The sequence below is a fragment of the Cellulomonas iranensis NBRC 101100 = JCM 18110 genome (assembly GCF_001552375.1).
Lineage (GTDB): Bacteria > Actinomycetota > Actinomycetes > Actinomycetales > Cellulomonadaceae > Cellulomonas > Cellulomonas iranensis.
In genome coordinates, this window is sequence record NZ_BCRB01000029.1 from 1 (window position 1) to 17,324 (window position 17,324).

General features: G+C 74.9%; 13 protein-coding genes. 5 read left to right on the forward strand and 8 right to left on the reverse strand.

Features of this window, described 5'->3' with window-relative positions:
• Positions 1 to 51: 51 nt before the first annotated feature.
• From CS2_RS08195 to ligD, 3 genes are all read right to left on the reverse strand, one after another.
• The gene (locus CS2_RS08195; protein WP_082739974.1) at positions 52 to 1,251 is read right to left on the reverse strand and encodes an App1 family protein phosphatidate phosphatase; all 1,200 of its coding nucleotides are present in this window, start codon (positions 1,249 to 1,251) and stop codon (positions 52 to 54) included.
• On the reverse strand, positions 1,248 to 1,820 hold the full coding sequence (locus CS2_RS08200; protein ID WP_046528424.1) for a Dps family protein: 573 nt from the start codon (positions 1,818 to 1,820) through the stop codon (positions 1,248 to 1,250). Before CS2_RS08200 ends, CS2_RS08195 begins: the two co-directional genes overlap by 4 nt.
• Before the next feature lie 117 nt (positions 1,821 to 1,937).
• Entirely contained in the window at positions 1,938 to 2,864 is a 927-nt protein-coding gene (gene ligD / locus CS2_RS08205; protein WP_070319625.1) for a non-homologous end-joining DNA ligase, read from the reverse strand.
• Between the two features lie 95 nt (positions 2,865 to 2,959).
• Between ligD and ku the strand changes: the two genes are divergently transcribed.
• The 3 genes from ku (at position 2,960) to CS2_RS08220 (ending at position 5,514) form a co-directional block, all read left to right on the forward strand.
• On the forward strand, positions 2,960 to 4,042 hold the full coding sequence (ku, locus tag CS2_RS08210) for a non-homologous end joining protein Ku (RefSeq protein WP_070319598.1): 1,083 nt from the start codon (positions 2,960 to 2,962) through the stop codon (positions 4,040 to 4,042).
• 7 nt (positions 4,043 to 4,049) lie between these two features.
• Positions 4,050 to 5,096 carry a PHP domain-containing protein gene (locus tag CS2_RS08215; protein WP_070319599.1) on the forward strand — a complete coding sequence of 349 codons (1,047 nt, stop codon included), beginning with the start codon at positions 4,050 to 4,052 and terminating at the stop codon, positions 5,094 to 5,096.
• Positions 5,097 to 5,232: 136 nt separating this feature from the next.
• Positions 5,233 to 5,514 carry an HU family DNA-binding protein gene (locus tag CS2_RS08220; protein WP_046528422.1) on the forward strand — a complete coding sequence of 94 codons (282 nt, stop codon included), beginning with the start codon at positions 5,233 to 5,235 and terminating at the stop codon, positions 5,512 to 5,514.
• An 87-nt stretch (positions 5,515 to 5,601) separates the two neighbouring features.
• Here the strand turns inward: CS2_RS08220 and CS2_RS08225 are convergent, their stop codons facing one another.
• The gene (locus CS2_RS08225) at positions 5,602 to 6,156 is read right to left on the reverse strand and encodes a DUF6328 family protein (RefSeq protein WP_070319626.1); all 555 of its coding nucleotides are present in this window, start codon (positions 6,154 to 6,156) and stop codon (positions 5,602 to 5,604) included.
• 35 nt (positions 6,157 to 6,191) lie between these two features.
• Here CS2_RS08225 and CS2_RS08230 point away from each other — a divergent pair, with 35 nt between their 5' ends.
• On the forward strand, positions 6,192 to 7,307 hold the full coding sequence (locus CS2_RS08230) for a threonine aldolase family protein (protein ID WP_070319600.1): 1,116 nt from the start codon (positions 6,192 to 6,194) through the stop codon (positions 7,305 to 7,307).
• 76 nt (positions 7,308 to 7,383) lie between these two features.
• Here CS2_RS08230 and CS2_RS08235 read toward each other — a convergent pair whose 3' ends face one another.
• The 3 genes from CS2_RS08235 to CS2_RS08245 form a co-directional block, all read right to left on the reverse strand.
• Positions 7,384 to 9,168 (reverse strand): cellulase family glycosylhydrolase, encoded by a 1,785-nt coding sequence (locus tag CS2_RS08235; protein WP_070319601.1) that lies wholly within the window; start codon positions 9,166 to 9,168, stop codon positions 7,384 to 7,386.
• A gap of 133 nt (positions 9,169 to 9,301) precedes the next feature.
• A complete protein-coding gene (locus CS2_RS08240; protein ID WP_070319602.1) occupies positions 9,302 to 11,203 on the reverse strand; it encodes a glycoside hydrolase family 6 protein in 1,902 nt (633 codons plus the stop codon).
• A gap of 266 nt (positions 11,204 to 11,469) precedes the next feature.
• Entirely contained in the window at positions 11,470 to 12,564 is a 1,095-nt protein-coding gene (locus CS2_RS08245; protein WP_082131690.1) for a LacI family DNA-binding transcriptional regulator, read from the reverse strand.
• 125 nt (positions 12,565 to 12,689) lie between these two features.
• Between CS2_RS08245 and CS2_RS08250 the strand changes: the two genes are divergently transcribed.
• On the forward strand, positions 12,690 to 15,299 hold the full coding sequence (locus tag CS2_RS08250; protein WP_233421117.1) for a substrate-binding domain-containing protein: 2,610 nt from the start codon (positions 12,690 to 12,692) through the stop codon (positions 15,297 to 15,299).
• 121 nt (positions 15,300 to 15,420) lie between these two features.
• Here CS2_RS08250 and CS2_RS08255 read toward each other — a convergent pair whose 3' ends face one another.
• Positions 15,421 to 17,193, reverse strand: coding sequence for a DEAD/DEAH box helicase (locus tag CS2_RS08255; protein ID WP_070319604.1), 1,773 nt, complete (start codon positions 17,191 to 17,193; stop codon positions 15,421 to 15,423).
• Positions 17,194 to 17,324: the final 131 nt, after the last annotated feature.

Below are 17,324 nucleotides of genomic sequence, written 5' to 3' on the forward strand. Positions count from 1 at the left end.
GGGCCGACCTCGTCGGTCGGCCCCCGCGGGTCCACGGCTCGTCGGCCGAGGTCAGTCCACCAGCCCTGCCTCGCGCGCCCGGGCCAGCAGCTCCTCGCCGTCGGCCCCCTGCAGCAGCACGACCCCCGGGGCGTCGGCGCTCTCCTCGGACTCCTCCTGCTGCGCCGTCGCCCCGGGCAGACCGTGCGACAGCACGTGCTCGGCGGCCGTGAGCTGCCGGATCAGCACGCCCGCGACGCGGTCGCGGTGGTGCTCGACGGCGCCTGCGTAGATCTGCGGGTCGTGCTGGCCGTCGTCGCCCACGAGCAGCCAGCGCACCTGCGGCAGCTCGGCGAACAGCCGTCGCAGCTGCGTGACCTTGTGCCGCTGCCCGCTGCGGAACACGCCCGTGTTGGTGGGGCCCCAGTCCGTCAGCAGCAGCGGACCGGCGGGGTAGTCGTGCCGGCGCAGGAAGCGGCCGATCGCGGGCGCGGCGTTCCACGCCCCGGTCGACAGGTACACCACGGGGGAGTCGGGGCGCGTCGCGCGCAGCTCGTGGTAGAGCCGCGCCATGCCGGGCACGGCCTCGCGCGCGTTCTCGTGCCGCACGAACTGGTTCCACGCCGCGACCAGCGGACGTGGCAGTCGCGTGACCATGACGGTGTCGTCGACGTCGCTGACGATCCCGACGGTGGGCTCGGGCCCGACGACCACCACGCGTGCGGTCGTGCGCGCGTCGTCGATCGACGTCAGGGTGACGTCGTGCCACCCGGGTGCGAGGTCGGCCTCGACGACCGCGTCGAGGTAGCCGCCGCGGTCGGTCGTGAGGCGGTGCGTGCGGCCGCCGACGGTCACCTCGACGGGCGCACCGGCGACCGACGCCGTGAAGAACGACCGCCACCCGCGCACCGAGGGCGCGGGACGCTCGCCGGCCTGCGCCGCACCGCCCGCGTCGGGCAGGTCGCGCTCGTGCACCTGCGGGGACGCGAGCAGCGTGCGCGCGAGCACGCGCACACGCCCCGCGGTGCCGTAGCCCACGAAGCCGACGATGCGCACCGTCCAGCCGCGGCGGCGCAGAACGCCCGCGAGCGCGGCGTCGAACCTGTCCTCGAGGCGTGCCGCGAGGTGCGGGCGCCGCACGGGCGAGCCGTCGGGGTTCTCCAGGGGTGGCGTGACGCGGCCCGTACGCAGGCCGTCCCCGCCGGGCGTCGTGGCCCGGGCGGGGACGGGAGCTGCGGTGGGCGGCGCCGCCGAGCGGTGCCGTGCCGTCACGGTGCCGTGCGAGCGGCCGACGCGGCGGCCTGCGCCGCGCCTTCCTCGGTGCTCTCGCCGTCGGTCGACAGCGCGCCGCCCGAGGACTCGAGGTGCGCGCGGACGAACCAGTGGAACAGCTCGAGCTCGTGCAGGTGCCCGACCAGCAGGTCGTTGGTGACGGTGTCGAGCTCCTCCGTCGCGGCGGCGGCCTCGCGGTGGTCGGTGATGACGCCGACGTAGACCTCGTCGAGCGCGCCGAGGTGCTCGGTCGTGCTGGCGCGGCCGATCGAGTAGTCGTCCCACGTGCGGGCCTTCACGAGGGCGCCGGGCGTGCCGACGGGCGCGACGCCGAGCGTCGCGATGCGCTCGGCGATCGCGTCGACCATGAGGCGCACGGCGTCGACCTGCGGGTCGAGCATCTCGTGCACCGCGATGAAGTGCGGGCCGACGACGTTCCAGTGGATGTGCTTGAGGGTCAGCGCGAGGTCGTTGAGCGCGTTGAGGCGTCCCTGCAGGATCTCCGCCACCTTCGCGCCGTCCTCGGGGGTGAGCGACGGGACGGTGTACTTCGGCAGATCGCGGGCCATGTCCACTCCTTCACGTGCGGGTACGGGCCGCTGCGGCCCGGGTGACGTCCACGCTGCCAGCACCGACGCGGCCTCGCCATCCGAGAGCGGCGCGTCGCGGCGTGGGTGCGCGGTCGCTCACTCCTGCTCCCACGGGTCGGGCGTCGTGTCGGTGCGCAGGCCCCGCACGACGGGCTGACGCAGCCGGCCCGACGGCGTGCGCACGAGGTACCGGGTGTCGACCAGGACGACGGGCTCGACCCACACGGTGCCGCGCGCGTCGACCGGTGGCACGGGGTCGGCGAACGGGCTGGTGGCGCGCTCGTGGGTCTGCAGCACGGTGCGCAGGCCGCGGGCTCCCAGCACCGTGAGGCCGGACCCGGCGCGCCCGAGGTACCGCAGGTCGCCCGCGGCGTCGGGTGCGCCGAGCAGCACGGCGCCGAGGTGACCGGTGCCGGTGGACTGCGGGCGCCAGCCGCCGACGAGCGCGGTGCGGGTGCGGCGGTGCGCGGCCTTGACCCAGTCCGCCGAGCGGCGCCCGGCACGGTAGGGCGCGTCGCGGCGCTTGGCGACGACGCCCTCGAGCCCGTGCGCGCGGGTGACCTGCCACAGGTCGTCGCCGTCGTCGTACCAGGGGGAGGCCTGCACGTGGTCGGGCAGGTCGAGCGCGTCGAGCACGGCGCGGCGCGTCTCGAGGGGCAGCGGCGCGAGGTCGTGGCCGTCGCGGCGCAGGACGTCGAACACGAGGTAGGTCACGGGCCGGGCGGCGGCGAGCGCGGCGGCGCGGCGCGGCTCGCGCACGTGCATGCGCTCGGCGAGGGCCGCGAAGGACGGGACGCCCGCGTCGAGGAGCACGACCTCGCCATCGAGGAGCACGTCGCCGAGGTCCGCGAGCGCCGCGAGCTCGGGGTAGGCGGGCGTGACGTCGCGGCCGTTGCGGCTCGTGAGGTGCAGCGTGCCGTCGCGGACGTCGGCGAGGACCCGGACGCCGTCCCACTTGACCTCGAACACCCACGCTGCGCCCCGCGGCAGCGCGGTGCCTCTCGGCGCTGGGGTGGCGAGCATGGGCTCCACGGGTCCATCCTGCCCGGGGACGGTGCTGCGGGCGCGGTGTGCGCCCAGGTGCGGCGCTGCACGGGCGGCGACGAGGAGGACGTGGCGTGCGGGCGATCTGGAAGGGCGCCGTGGCCTTCGGCCTGGTGAACGTGCCGGTGCGGCTGTACGCCGCGACGGGGGAGCACGAGGTGCGGCTGCACCAGGTGCACCGCGAGGACGGTGGCCGCATCCGCTACCGCAAGGTCTGCAGCCTGGACGGCGAGCAGGTCGAGTGGGCCGACATCGCGAAGGGGTACGAGACCGAGGACGGTGAGCTGGTCGTGCTCACGGACGAGGACTTCGACCAGCTGCCGCTGTCGACCGAGCGCGAGATCGAGGTGCTGGAGTTCGTGCCGGCCGAGCAGGTCGACCCGATCCTGCTGCAGAAGACGTACTACCTGGAGCCGGACCGCACGGCGGCGAAGCCGTACGCGCTGCTGCGCGGTGCGCTCGAGCAGACGGACCGCGTCGCGGTGGTGAAGGTCGCGATCCGGCAGCGCGAGTCGATGGCGGTGCTGCGCGTGCGGGACAAGGTCATCGTGCTGCAGACGCTGCTGTGGCCGGACGAGGTGCGCGAGGCCGACTTCCCGGTGCTCGACGACGACGTGAGCGTGCGCCCGCAGGAGCTGACGATGGCGTCGTCGCTCGTGGAGTCGCTCGCGGCCGACTTCGACCCGTCGCAGTACGAGGACGCGTACGTCACGGCCCTCGAGGAGCTCATCGCGGCGAAGGTGTCGTCGGGGGACACGCGGGCCCCCGCGGCGCCGCCGGAGGAGGAGGGCTCGTCCGAGGGCGGGGCGGAGGTCGTGGACCTGCTGGCGGCGCTGCAGCGGTCGGTCGACAAGGCGCGTGCCGCGCGCGGCGAGGACGCGGACGAGGGCTCGGCGGGTGCGGGCGCGGGTTCGCAGAAGTCGTCGAGGCGGTCGGCGTCGACGGCGCGCGGCGCGACGGGCGGCGCGGCGAAGGGCCGCGCGAGCACGTCGTCGTCATCCACCGCGAAGGGCACGGCGAAGGGCGCGGCGAAGGACGCGCCCGCGAGCAAGGCGCCCGCGAAGAAGACCGCGGCGAAGAAGGCGCCGGCGAAGAAGTCCGCCGACGACGGGGACGCGACCCCCGCGCGCCGCAAGGCACGCAGCAAGGCCTCGTGACGACGTCGTGACGGACGACGACCCGCACGGTCGCGTCGCCGACGCGGTCGCGACGCTGCGGCGCGTCGCGCTCCTGCTCGAGCGCGCGCAGGCGAGCGGCTACCGCTCGGAGGCCTACCGCACGGCGGCGCGCACGGTCGAGGCGCAGCCCGCCGACCGCGTCGCCGCGCTGGCGGACGCGGGCTCGCTCACCGACCTGCCGGGCGTCGGGGCCACGACCGCCGACGTCGTCGCACGCGTGCTCGCGGGCCGCGACGTCCCGACGCTCGACGAGCTCGAGGCGCAGGCCCGGGCCGCCGACGACGCACTGCCGGACGCCGCGGCCCGGCTGCACGGTGCGCTGCGCGGCGACCTGCACACGCACACCGAGGCGAGCGACGGCTCGGCGCCCGTGCAGGAGATGGTGCTGGCGGCCCTCGAGCTGGGGCGCGAGTACGTCGCGGTCACCGACCACTCGCCGCGCCTCACGGTCGCCCACGGGCTCAGCGCCGCACGCCTGCGGGCCCAGCTCGACCAGCTCGCCGCGCTGCGCCCCGCGGTCGCGCCGTTCGAGGTGCTGAGCGGCATCGAGGTCGACGTCCTCGACGACGGCACGCTCGACCAGGACCCCGACCTGCTCGACGAGCTCGACGTGGTCGTCGCGTCGGTGCACTCGAAGCTCCGCATGGACCGTGACGCGATGACGCGCCGCATGCTCGCCGCGGTGCGGGACCCGCGCACCGACGTGCTCGGGCACTGCACGGGCCGCCGCCTGACCGGGCGCCCGCGGCCGCCCAGCGACTTCGACGCCCGTGCGGTGTTCGACGCGTGCGCCGAGCACGGCGTCGCCGTCGAGATCAACAGCCGGCCCGACCGGCTCGACCCGCCGCACGCGCTGCTGCAGGTCGCCGTCGACGCGGGCTGCGAGTTCACGATCGACTCCGACGCGCACGCCCCCGGGCAGCTCGACTGGCTCCGCGCGGGCTGCGAGCGCGCCGCCGCGCACGGCATCGGACCCGAGCGCGTCGTGACGACGCGCAGCGCGCAGGAGGTCCGCGCGCGGGGCCGACGTTGACGCGACACGCCCGTCGCGGTGCGCCGAGCGGGCTCCGCGCCGTTAGGGTCGGAGGCCGTGCGCACGCGCGTCGTGCGGCACCGCCCCGGCCGGTGATCGACCGGGGCAGCGAACCGAGTACCAAGGAGCACCCGACGTGAGCGTCAACCGCACCGAGCTCGTCCAGGCCGTCGCGGCCAAGGCCGGCCTGACCAACACCGACGCCGACAAGGCCCTCAAGGCCTTCCAGGAGGTCGTCGTGGAGCAGCTCGCCGCCGGTGGCGGCGTGTCCATCCCCGGCTTCCTCGCGGTGGCCAGCGCGGACCGCGCCGCCCGCACGGGTGTCAACCCGCAGACCGGCGAGAAGCTCGAGATCCCGGCGGGTCACCGCGTGAAGATCACCGCGGGCAGCGCCCTCAAGCGCGCCGTCCAGGGCTGACGCACGCCCCTGACGCCCCGGTCCGCCGCGCGCGGGCCGGGGCGTCGTCGCGTCCGGGCCCGGTCGCCCGGGTCGTCGGCGGCGACGTCAGGCCCGGTGGTCGCCTCCGGGTCGCGCCTCGGGGTCGTCGTCGGCGCGGCGCGCGATGACGTGCGGCAGCACGACCCACGCGAGCGTGATGACGACCACGAGCACGCCCGCGGACACCCGGCCCGCCGTGCGCGTGAGCACGACGTCGAACAGCAGCATGACCGCACCCGTGAGCACGAGCGCGAGGGCCGCGAGGCCGCCGCGCGCGAACCGGTGGCCCGCGTCGACGAGCTGCGGCTTGAGGCGGCGGCGGAACAGCAGCCGGTGCAGCGACACGGGCGCGATGATCAGCACGGTCGCGAGCGCCGCGAGCACGACCAGCACGAGGTACAGGTCGCGCTGGTACGCGTCGAGGTCGGCGAACCCCGACTGGAACGGGATGGTCAGCAGGAACCCGGTGAGGATCTGCGCACCGGTCTGCGTCACGCGCAGCTCCTGGAGCAGCTCGTCCCAGTTGCGGTCCATGCGCTCGGTGTAGGTCTCGTGCCGGCCGTCGCCGGGGACGTCCGCGTCCGGGTCGGGACGGGGGTCGTCGGGGGCCGTGCGGGTCATGCCGTCCTCCTGCGCTGCGTCGGGCTGCACGGATCATGCCCGCGCCGTCCCGGCGGCGCACGACGAGCGCCGGACCACGCGTCCGCGTCGGCGAGACTGGTGCCGTGACCGACCCGCAGCCCGCCCGCCACTTCGCCTCCGACAACTACGCGGGGGTGCACCCCGAGGTCCTCGACGCGATCGTCGCCGCCAACGTCGGGCACGTCCCCGCGTACGGCGACGACCCCTGGACCGAGCGCCTGCAGGACGTCGTGCGGGGTCACCTCGGCGAGTCGGCCACCGCGTACCCGGTGCTCAACGGCACGGGTGCCAACGTCGTCGCGCTGCAGGCGATGCTGCCGCGCTGGGGTGCGGTCGTGTGCACCGAGGCCGCGCACGTGCAGAACGACGAGAACGCGGCGCCGGAGCGCGTCGGCGGCCTCAAGCTGCTCACGGTCCCCGCACCCGACGGACGCCTGACGCCCGAGCTCGTCGAGCGGCAGGCGTGGGGCTTCGGCGACGTGCACCGCGCGCAGCCGGGCGTCGTGTCGCTCACGCAGTCCACCGAGCTCGGCACGGTGTACACGCCCGACCAGGTGCGCGCGCTGTGCGACCAGGCCCACGCGCTCGGCATGCGCGTGCACGTCGACGGTGCGCGGCTCGCGAACGCGGCTGCGAGCCTCGGGCTGCCGCTGCGCGCGCTGACCACGGACTGCGGCGTCGACGTCGTGTCGCTCGGCGGCACCAAGAACGGGCTGCTGCTCGGCGAGGCCGTCGTCGTGCTCGACCCGGCCGCGGTCGACGGCGTGGGGTACCTGCGCAAGTCCGGCATGCAGCTCGCCTCGAAGATGCGGTTCGTGTCGGCGCAGCTCGTCGCGCTGCTCGAGGGCGACCTGTGGCTGCGCTCGGCCGCGCACGCCAACGCGATGGCCGCGCGCCTGCGCGCGGGCGTCGACGCGATCGGGACCCTCGACGTCACGCAGCCCACCGAGGCGAACGCGGTGTTCGTCCGCCTGCCGGCCGCGGTCGCGGCCGAGCTGCGCCGCCGCTGGCGGTTCTACGACTGGGACCACGCCGACGGCACCGTGCGCCTCATGTGCGCGTTCGACACCACCGCGCAGGACGTCGACGACCTCCTCGCAGCGCTGCGGGACGCGCTCGCGCGCGCCTGAGACCCGGCGCCCGGCCTCGCCGCGCGCGACGGCCCGCCACCCCGCGTGCAGGTGGCGGGCCGTCGCGCGTGCGTCGTCAGGCCGTGGTGCAGGTGGCGCCGTCGAGCGTGAAGCCGGACGCGGCGGCCGGCGTGCCGCCGCCGTGCGACGCGTTGAACCCGATCTCGGCCGTGCCGCCGCTCGCGAGGGCGCCGTTCCAGGCCGCGCTCGTGACCGTCACGGTCGCGCCCGTCTGGGACCACGTGCCGCCCCAGCCCTGCGTGACCGTGACGCCGGCGGGGAGCGTGAAGCGCAGCGTCCAGGACTGCCGCGCCGCGCCCGTGTTCGTCAGCCGCACCGCACCCGTCAGCCCCGAGCTCCACGAGCTCGCGGTGTAGCGCACCGTGCACGAGCCCGTGGGCGTGGTGGGGCTCGCGGTCGGCGTGGGTGTGGTGGTCGGGGTGGGGGTGACGCTCGGCGTCGGCGTCGGCGTCGGCGTCGGCGTGGGGGTGGGCGTGGGCGTCGGCGTGGGGGTGGGCGTGGCGGTCGGGGACGGGCCGCCGCCCGTGGCCTGCGACAGCGATATGCCGGTCGCGCTGCCGACGCCGCCGAGGGGCACGTCGTGGTCGAGCCCCACGAACTTGCCGCCCTGCTGCCACAGCGCGGGCTTCAGCAGCGCGTACTTCTCCTCGTCCCACGTCGCCCAGTCGTAGCCGAGCAGACCACCGGTGTCGCCGGAGTTCGGGTTGAGCACCCAGAACGTGTGGCTCAGGCGACGGTCGGCGATGAGGTCGCGCAGCGCGACCATCCAGCGCTCGTTGCGGCCGCCGTCCATGAACCCGCCCCACTCGCCGATGAGCAGCGGAGCGGTGTTCTCCTTGTGGAGGTACAGCCAGTTCGGGTCCCACACGTCGCGCTCGAGGCTCGCGCGGTCGAAGTCGCCCGCGAACCACTTCTGCTCGTACACGAGCGGTCCGTAGTCGTGCGGCGAGTACACGAGCTGGTCCTGGTTCGCCCCGAGGTCGATCGGGAAGTCCCGCACGCCGCGCAGGTTCCCGCCCCACCACGTGCCGTAGTAGTCCGTCAGGCCGGTCGACGTCCACGGCACGCCCGGCTTGGGGTAGACCTCGACGCCCTCGATGAAGACCAGCCAGTTCGGGTTGATCGCGAGCACCTTGCGCGACGCGGTCTGCGCGAAGTGCTTGAAGTTGTCCTTGTCGGTCGACCCGTCCCACTTGGCGCGCTCGGTGGCGCCCTGCGTGCCGTGCGGCTCGTTCTTGATGTCCGCGCCGATGATCGTGTCGTCGTCCTTCCAGCGCGTCGCGGCCCACTCCCACCCGGTGTACACGTCCTCGGTGGTGATGTCGCCCTTCCACCACACGGGGTGGACGTGGCCGGAGTTGTCGGCCTCCGCGCTGTGCACGTCGAGGAAGACCTTGAGGCCGTACTCCTCGCACATGTCGAGCCACTTCTCGAAGATCTGCAGGCTGTTGAGGCCCGCGAGCTCGGGGTTGGCGTACTCGTTGACGTTCGGCTTGAGGAACGTGCCGGCCTTCCACTCGAGCAGCAGCTGCGTCGAGATCGGCACGCGCACGACGTTCATGCCGCGGTCGGCGATGCCCTTGGTCAGCGTGCGCATGTTCGCCGACCACAGGCCGTGGAACACGCGCTCGGAGGCGTTGAAGCCGAACCAGTTGACGCCGGTCAGCCACACCTCCTTGCCGGAGGCGTCGACGATCTGGTTGCCGCGCGTGTGCAGCCAGTCGGGTGTCGCGGCGGCCTGCGCGGGGGCTGCCGACAGTGCGAGGGGGAGGGCGAGGGCGCCGGCGGCGAGGACGCCTCCGAGCGCGGTGCGCACGCGGCGCACGCGAGAGCTGGTCACGGTTCTCCTGGGTGCGAGGAGCGGGTCGGGGGAGCGGGGCCGCCGGTGGCGGACCCGCCGCGAAGGGCCCTCCCGGAGCGGTCCGGGAGGGCCCTTCGTCGTCACGTCGGACGCGTCGGCGTCCGGGGGCTCGTCAGCCCACCTGGCAGGTGGTGCCGTTGAGCGTGAAGGACGTCGGTGCCGTGTTGGTGCCCGAGTGGGAGCCGTTGAAGCCGATGTCCACCGACGCGCCCGGCGCGAGCGCACCGTTCCACGCCGCGTTGGTCGCCGTCACCGTGGAGCCGGACTGCGCCCACGTGGCGCTCCAGCCCTGCTGCACGGTCTGGCCGTTCGCGAACGCGAACCTCAGCGTCCAGCCCGACAGCGCGGTCGTGCCCGTGTTCTTCACGCGCACCGAGGCCGTGAAGCCCGAGTTCCAGCTGCTGGCCGTGTAGCTCACGCTGCACGTGCCGCCCGGGTTCTGCGTGGGCGTGGGCGTGGGGGTCGGCGTCACGGTCGGCGTCGGGGTCGGGGTGACCGTCGGCGTCGGCGTGGGCGTCGGGGTGACCGTCGGTGTCGGCGTCGGGGTGGGCGTCGGCGTGACCGTCGGCGTGGGCGTCGGGGTCGGCGTGGGCGTCGTGCCGTCGGCCGGGATGACCGGGTACGCGTTCTTGACCAGCGTCTTGAACTGCGCCTCGAACCACTGGCCCGCGAGCGGAGCGTCGGGCGTGGCGCCCGTCGGCAGGTTGCTCAGCTTGGGGGCGACGTAGGTCGGGTCGCACATGCGGTCGAAGCTCTTGCCCTGGTCGTTCGGGATCTCCTTCGACGCGCCGTCGGACTCGCCCGGGGGCTTGATCCACACGTACGCGTCGAGGTAGGAGTCCGCCGGCGCGTCGGCCGGCGTGGCCCGCGGGAGCTCGCCGATGCCGGCGCCCAGCGGGTTGCACCACGCACCGCGGTGGTTGCGGCGGTCGATGCGCGACTCGTTGACGTAGGTGTCGACGTTGGTGCTGGTCGAGACCTTCGTCGGACGGTCCGGGCCGCCCCAGCCGTTGCGCGAGGTGTCGATGAGCATGCCCGTCGACGCCGGGAAGCCCTCCGCGACCAGCAGGCGGTGCAGCTGCGCGGTCCACGCGTGCTCGCCGAAGTCCGGGTTCCACTCGTAGAACTTGGCCGAGCGGACCTGAGCCGAGCCGACCTGGAGGTTCGGGTTCGGCAGGAACGGCTCGGCGAGCGGCGTCGAGTTCGCGGTGTTCGTGACGAAGCCGTCGATCGACGCGAAGCCCTTCTTGGTGCTCTTCGCGACCTCCGCGAACAGCTTGGCGGTCGGGCCCGAGTTCGAGTCCCAGCCCAGCCAGCCGGAGTGCGCCGCGTCGAGGTACGTGTAGACGTTCGGCAGCGTCTTGAGCTCGTCGAGCGCGTACTTGACGCCCTCGCGGTAGTACGGCGCGGACTGCTGGCACGCCTGCTCGGAGATGTTCGTCACCAGGTTCGGCAGCGAGTCCGGCTCGATGGTCGCCGCGATCCGCAGGTCCTGGTACTTCGGGTCGGACAGCAGGTCGACGATCGGGTCGATGTACTCGGTCTGGTAGCGGGTCAGACCGGCGGCGGTGGCGGGCAGCTCGCCGTTCGACGCGAGCGCGAAGCAGTCGCGTCCGGGCAGGTTGTAGATCACGAGGTTGAAGACCAGCGGCTGGCTGCCGGACTTCTGCTTGAGCGCCTCGTCGAGGTGGAACTTCAGGCCGTTGCCGTCCGCGTTGCCGGTGATCGCGCTGATGCGGTCCATCCACACGGCGGTCGGCTGCTTGGCCACCGTGCGCATCTGGGCCGCCAGCGTCGGGTCGCCGGCACGTGTGGCAGCGCTCTCAACCGTCGCCGCCCACGTGGGGTTCACGTACTGCTTGGCGCCGGCGTACGGGTTGTCGACGTGCGCCTCGGCGGCCGTGGCCGCCGTGCTCGCGAGCGTCAGCGGCACTGCGACGAGCGCCGTCGCCGTCGCCGCGGTCGCGACGGCGCGCCAGCGCCGTCGAGCCGTTCGATTGCCGTGTGTGGACACGGGTCCTCCGCAGGGTCGGTGGTCGTACCCGGCCCTCGGCGGCGACGGGTACGCGTCGCCCAGGACGAGTCCTCGGCGACTGCTGCGCATTCCTTCACGGCGCGGCGTCGACGGGATCGTCGCGAATCGTTTAGGGACGGTCGCGTTACCCAATCGTTATCCGAGGTTCACCCGCTCTGAGGTGCATCCGCGCAGGTCAGAGCCAAGTGAGCGCTCACTCGGGCCACGTCCGCGCGACCGTCCGAGCCGGCGGTCCACCCCTCGGCTCACCGCGAGCGCGGACCCGTGCTGCCCCGCACCGCCAGACCACCGATCTCGATGTGCCGCACGGGTGACGGCTGCTGGTCGAGCACCGCCAGCACGGCCTCGCCGACGGCCGTCCCCAGGTCGGCGTGCACCGAGGGGAGCGCCGTGATCGAAGGCGTGGCCAGCCGGCACAGCGGCGAGTCCGACAGCGCGACCACCGACACGTCCCACGGCACGGCCAGTCCGGTGCGACGCGCGACGTCGAGCGCGGCCACGGCCATGTGGTCGGTGTCGAACACCACGGCCGTGGGCGGCTGGTCCCCGGTGAGCAGGCGACGCGCGGCGGCGGCCGCCTCCTCCGGCGAGCCGGCGGTCGGCTCGTGCACCAGCACGGCGCCGCCCGCGTCGAGCGCGTGCTGCAGCCCGGCGGTCCGCGCGCGCGTCCGCAGGAGCGCGGCCGGCCCCGTGACCACCCCGACACGACGGTGCCCGAGCTCGATGAGGTAGCGGCCGACCCGCTCGGCGGCGAGCTCGTCGTCGACGTGGACGTTCGCGACCTCGCCCGGCACGTCGCCGCCGCCGACGACCACCGCCGGGATCCTCAGGCGCCGCAGCGCGTCGAGCCGAGGGTCCTCGGCGCGCACGTCGGTGACGACCATGACGTCGAACCGCCGCTCTGCCCACCACTCGCCGTAGAGGCCGACCGCCGCCGGCAGGTCCTCGACGACCTGGAGCACGAGCGCGAGCCCGCGCGTCGCGAGCACCTCCTGGAGCGCGACCACGAGCTCGAGGACGTGCGCGCCGTACCCGGCCGGGCCGGTCAGCCCGCGGTCGACGACGAGCCCGACCGCGCGGGGGCCCGAGCGCATCGAGCGCGCGGCCGCGCTGGGGCGCCACCCGAACTCGTCCGCGACGCGCAGCACGCGCTCGCGCGTCGCGGCCGACACGCCGGGGCGGCCGTTGAGCGCGTACGACACGACGGCGATCGACACCCCCGCGGCCTTGGCGACGTCGGTGATGGTCGGACGGCGGGCCCCGGGGCCGCCGACGACGGGCTGCGCCCCGGTCGCGGGAGAGACAGCATCTTTGCCGGTGTCATGTGCAGGAGTGACCACGATCACCTAGTCTTGCGCCCGTTGCGGGTGAAATGCATCAGCTCGGCTCCGACGGCGTGGGCGAGAGGTGGGACATGGTGACGGTCCGACGGGGGGTTCCCGCCACGGTGCGACGGACGATCGGCGTGCTGTCGCCGGTCGTCGGCGGGTTCTACTTCGGGGCGCTGATCGCCGGCGTGGCGCGCGCCGCACGCGGTGCCGGCCACCGGGTCGTCGCCGTCCAGACGTACCCCGCGGGGCTGGACCGGGAGCGCTACCCCGACGAGTCGGTCCTCGACACGCCGGTCGCGCTGGGGGCGGTGGACGGGCTCGTCGTCATCGGCAAGTCGCTCAGCGCCGAGCGGCTCGCGGCCGTGCGCGAATGGGGCGTCCCGGTCGTCCTCATCAGCGAGGACCCGGCCCACCCGGACGACCCCGTGGTCGTGCCGGACAACGTCGGCGGCGTCCGGGAGGCGGTCGAGCACCTGCTGTGGCACGGGCACACCGCGATCGGGTTCCTGGGGAACCTCGGCCAGCGCGACATGCGCGAGCGGTTCGCCGCCTACCGGTCGACGCTCGCCGAGCACGGCATCGAGTCGGACGACGCGTGGTGGTACGAGGCCTCGGACAACCAGGAGCTCGGAGGTGCCGACGCCGCGGCGCGCATGCTCGCCGCCGGCACGCCGACCACCGCGGTCATCGCCGCGACCGACCGCAACGCGGTCGGCTTCCAGCGCGCGCTGCGGTCGCACGGCCTGGTCCTGCCGCGTGACCAGGCGGTCGTGGCGTTCGACCACGCCGACTCGGGCGCGCGCGTCAGCCCGCGGCTGTCGACCGTCGACCCGCACTTCGGCCGCGTCGGGGAGCAGGCCGTGCACCTGCTGCTCGCGCGCATGCACGGCGACGACGTCGCCCCGGGCGAGCACCGCGTGGCGTCCTCGCTCGTGGTCCGCGAGTCGTGCGGGTGCACCGAGGTGACGTCCCCCGCGACGGCGGTGCCCGTCGACGAGGACACCGTCGGGGGAGCGCTCCTGCGCCGGCTCGCGGACGTCGCGTTCGCCGGTCCCGTCGGGTCCGGCACGGCGCGGCGGTCGGGCCACGACGCGCGCGAGGCGTGGTGGCGCGCGGTGGAGGAGCCCCTCGACGTGGCCGCCGAGCGCGGGACGGCGCCGGCGCCCGCCGCGCTCGGGCGGTTGTCGGACCTCACGGCGGCCCTGCAGCCGCACCCCGAGGCGCTCGAGCAGATGGTCACGGTGCTGCGCACGGTCGAGTGCCGGCGGGTCGCGGCGCTGCCGCCCGCGCGCGCCGACAACGCGCCGGCCCTGCGCCGCGCGGTGACCGACGTCCTGCTCGCCGTGACGAAGGGCTGCACGCGCGCGATGCTCGCGCGCAGCGGCCAGCTCGAGCGCACGATCGTCGACCAGTACGAGGTCGACATGGACCTGCTGCGCGGCGACGGGGCGAGCCCCCGCGCGCTGGGCTGGCTGCCGCGCGGCGTGCGCGGCCACGCGTGCCTCGGGCTGTGGGCCAGCAACGACCGCGGCCCGGGCGACCGCGAGATGGAGATCGTGGGCGTGCACGACACGACGGGCACGCTCTCGCGGCTCGTGGGCGTGCGGACCACCGCGAGCCAGTTCCCGCCGCCCGCGCTCACCCGGGCGGGCACGGTCGGCTCGAACGAGCTGACGTTCGTCGTCCCCGTCACGTTCGGCGGCAGCGACTGGGGCCTGCTCGCGATCGACGGCACGGTGGAGACCCGCTCGACGCAGCCGCGGGACCGGTTCAACCACTGGGCGGCGCTGCTCGCGGTCGCGCTCGACCAGGAGCGGCTGCTCGCGTCGCTGCGCGAGCAGCGCAAGGCCCTCGAGCAGGCCGCGGCGCGCGAGCGCGCGCTGGCCGACACGGTGCGTGAGAGCGAGGAGCGGTACGCGCTCGCGTCGATGGCCGCGCACGACGGCACGTGGGACTGGGACGTGTCGGCCGGCACGGTCTACTACTCGCCGCGCTGGAAGCAGACCCTCGGCTACGCGGACGAGGTGATCGGCGACCAGCCCGCCGAGTGGCTCGAGCGCGTGCACCCGGCCGACCGGGACGAGCTGTCCGCGGCCATCGCGGCGCAGCTCGGCGGCGGCGGCACACCGCTGGAGCTCGAGCACCGCGTGCGCACGCAGTCGGGCGACTACCGCTGGATGATGTGCCGTGCCGTCACGGTCCTGGACGACGCGGGCTGCCCCGCCCGGCTCGTGGGCACCCTCGTGGACGTGACCGAGCGCAAGGAGGCCGAGATCGCGCTGCAGCGCGACGCGCTGCACGACCCCGAGACGGGGCTCGTCAACCGCCTGCTGCTGCTCGACCGGCTGGGGGCCGCGCTGCTGCGCTGCCGACGGTCGCCCTCGTACGACTGCGCGGTCGCGCTCGTGCGCGTCCAGGAGCGCGTCGGCGACGACGACCCCGGCCCGGACGTGCACCGCGAGGTCGTGCGTCAGCTGCGCCGCCCGCTGCGCGAGGGCGACACCACCGCGCGCACGGCCGAGGACGACTTCGTGATCCTCGTCGACGACGTCGGCCCCGACGGCATGCCGGAGCGGCTGAAGGAGCTGCTCGAGCGCCTGCGGCGGGACGTCGGGCCGCGGCTCGCGGTCGGCGTGCTGGGCTCGGTGCGCGGTCTGCGCGACGCGCACGAGGTGCTGCGTGAGGTGGAGATGGTGCTGCTGCGCGCCCAGGCGAGGACGGACCCGCGGACCGCGCTGCGCTGAGACCGCGACCCCGCACCACCGGGACGGCCGTGGCCCGGCGGCGTCGTGCCGGTGCGAGGCCCGGGACGGCACGAGGGGCGCCACCGTGGCGGTGGCGCCCCTCGTGCGTGCGTGCGTCGTGTCAGTGCGTGCGGTGCACGCGGTCCCCGCGCGACGGGCGACGCGCGCCCTGGGGGCCGGTCGGGCCGCCGGTGTCGACGCGGATGTGCAGCGGCCGGCCCGCCACGCGCGTGCGGGCGAGCTTGTCGACGGCCTCGGGCGTCAGGCCGTTGGGGATGTCGACGAGCGCGAAGCTGCCGTAGATGTCGATGCGGCCCACGTCCTTGCCGGTGAGGCCGCCCTCGCCGGTGAGCGCCCCGACGAGCGCACCCGGCTGCAGGCCGTCGCGGTGCCCGACGGCCACGCGGTAGCGCGGGTTGCCGCTGGGGCCCGTGGTCGTCGCGCGCCGCCGCGCCCCGGCGACGTGACCGCCGCGGGACTCCTCGGTGCGCGTCTCGCGCGCGTGCTGCACGGCGCTGTCCAGGTCCTCGCCGTCGGTCGCGGCGACCGGACCGTCGTCGCCCACCGCGAGCGCGGCGACGGCGGTGAGCAGGTCGACGAGGTCGATGCCCGGGTTCGCCTCGATGTGCTCGCACACGGCGTCGCGCACGACCTCGAGGCGTCCGGCGGCGATGCGGTCGGCGGTCTTGCCGAGCAGTGCGGCGGCGCGGTGGGCGCTGACCTGCGCGGGCGTCGGGATGGTGATCTCGGTGAGCGACGTGCGGGTGGTCCGCTCGATCTGCCGCAGGCGCGAGCGCTCGGCGGGCGTGACGAACGTCAGCGCCTCGCCCGAGCGGCCCGCGCGGCCGGTGCGCCCGATGCGGTGCACGTAGGCCTCGGGCTCGCGCGGCAGGTCGAGGTTGACGACCAGGCCGATGCGCTCGACGTCGAGGCCGCGCGCGGCGACGTCGGTCGCGACGAGGACGTCGAGCTGGCCCGAGCGCAGCCGCTCGACGATCCGCTCGCGGTCCGCCTGCGCGACGTCGCCCGAGATGTGGGCCGCGGCGACGCCGCGCTGCACGAGCGCGTTGCCGACCTCCTCGGCGTTCTCGCGGGTGCGGACGAACACGATCGCCGCCTCGGCCTCGCTCACGGCGAGCACGCGCGCGAGCGCGCCGGTCTTGTGGCGGAACGGCACCACGGCGTACGTCTGGCGGACCGACTCGACCGTCGACGACTGGCGCGAGACGGCCACCGACACGGGGTCGACCAGGTGCTTGTCGGCGACGCGGCGGATCTGCGGGGGCATGGTCGCGGAGAAGAGCGCGACCTGGCGGCCCGCGGGGGTCCCCGACAGGACGCGGTCGACGTCCTCGGCGAAGCCCATGCGCAGCATCTCGTCGGCCTCGTCGAGCACGAGGAACTTGACGTCGGCGAGCTTGAGCGTGCGGCGGTCGATGTGGTCGATGACGCGGCCCGGCGTGCCCACGACGACCTGGGCGCCGCGCGCGAGGGCGCGCTGCTGCGGCAGGTACGGCGAGCCGCCGTACACCGCGACGACCTGCAGGCCGTCGATGTCGGCGGCGAACGACGTGATCGCGTCGGCGACCTGCATCGCGAGCTCACGCGTCGGCGTCAGCACGACCACCTGCACGGCGGCGAGGGTCGGGTCGACGCGCTGCAGCAGCGGCAGGCCGAACGCCGCGGTCTTGCCGGTGCCCGTCTGGGCGACGCCGACGACGTCGCGGCCCGCGAGCAGCGCGGGGATCGTGCGGGCCTGCACCGGGGTCGGCGCGGTGAAGCCGAGGCGCGTGACGGCGGACAGGATGTCGGGGGCCAGGCCCAGGTCGGCGAACGTGCCGGTCTCGGGGGCCGTGGCGGACGTGGGGAGGGCAGCGGGCAGCGCAGAGCTCATGCGGGAAACCGTTCCGGTGGCAGTGGGGGAGGTCCGGGGCGTCGTCACGACGGTGCCCGACGTCGCTCGCCCCGGTTCCAGACCACGCGCCGATCCGACGGCGCACGCACGTTGCACGATGCGGGCGGTGG

What these genes read in the sequence shown, in the direction of transcription:
- CS2_RS08230 (WP_070319600.1), top strand. Translation starts at nt 6,192, where the DNA reads ATGCCCGCGCCGTCCCGGCGGCGCACGACGAGCGCCGGACCACGCGTC.
- CS2_RS08200 (WP_046528424.1), bottom strand. Translation starts at nt 1,820, where the DNA reads ATGGCCCGCGATCTGCCGAAGTACACCGTCCCGTCGCTCACCCCCGAG.
- CS2_RS08255 (WP_070319604.1), bottom strand. Translation starts at nt 17,193, where the DNA reads ATGAGCTCTGCGCTGCCCGCTGCCCTCCCCACGTCCGCCACGGCCCCC.
- ligD (WP_070319625.1), bottom strand. Translation starts at nt 2,864, where the DNA reads ATGCTCGCCACCCCAGCGCCGAGAGGCACCGCGCTGCCGCGGGGCGCA.
- CS2_RS08225 (WP_070319626.1), bottom strand. Translation starts at nt 6,156, where the DNA reads ATGACCCGCACGGCCCCCGACGACCCCCGTCCCGACCCGGACGCGGAC.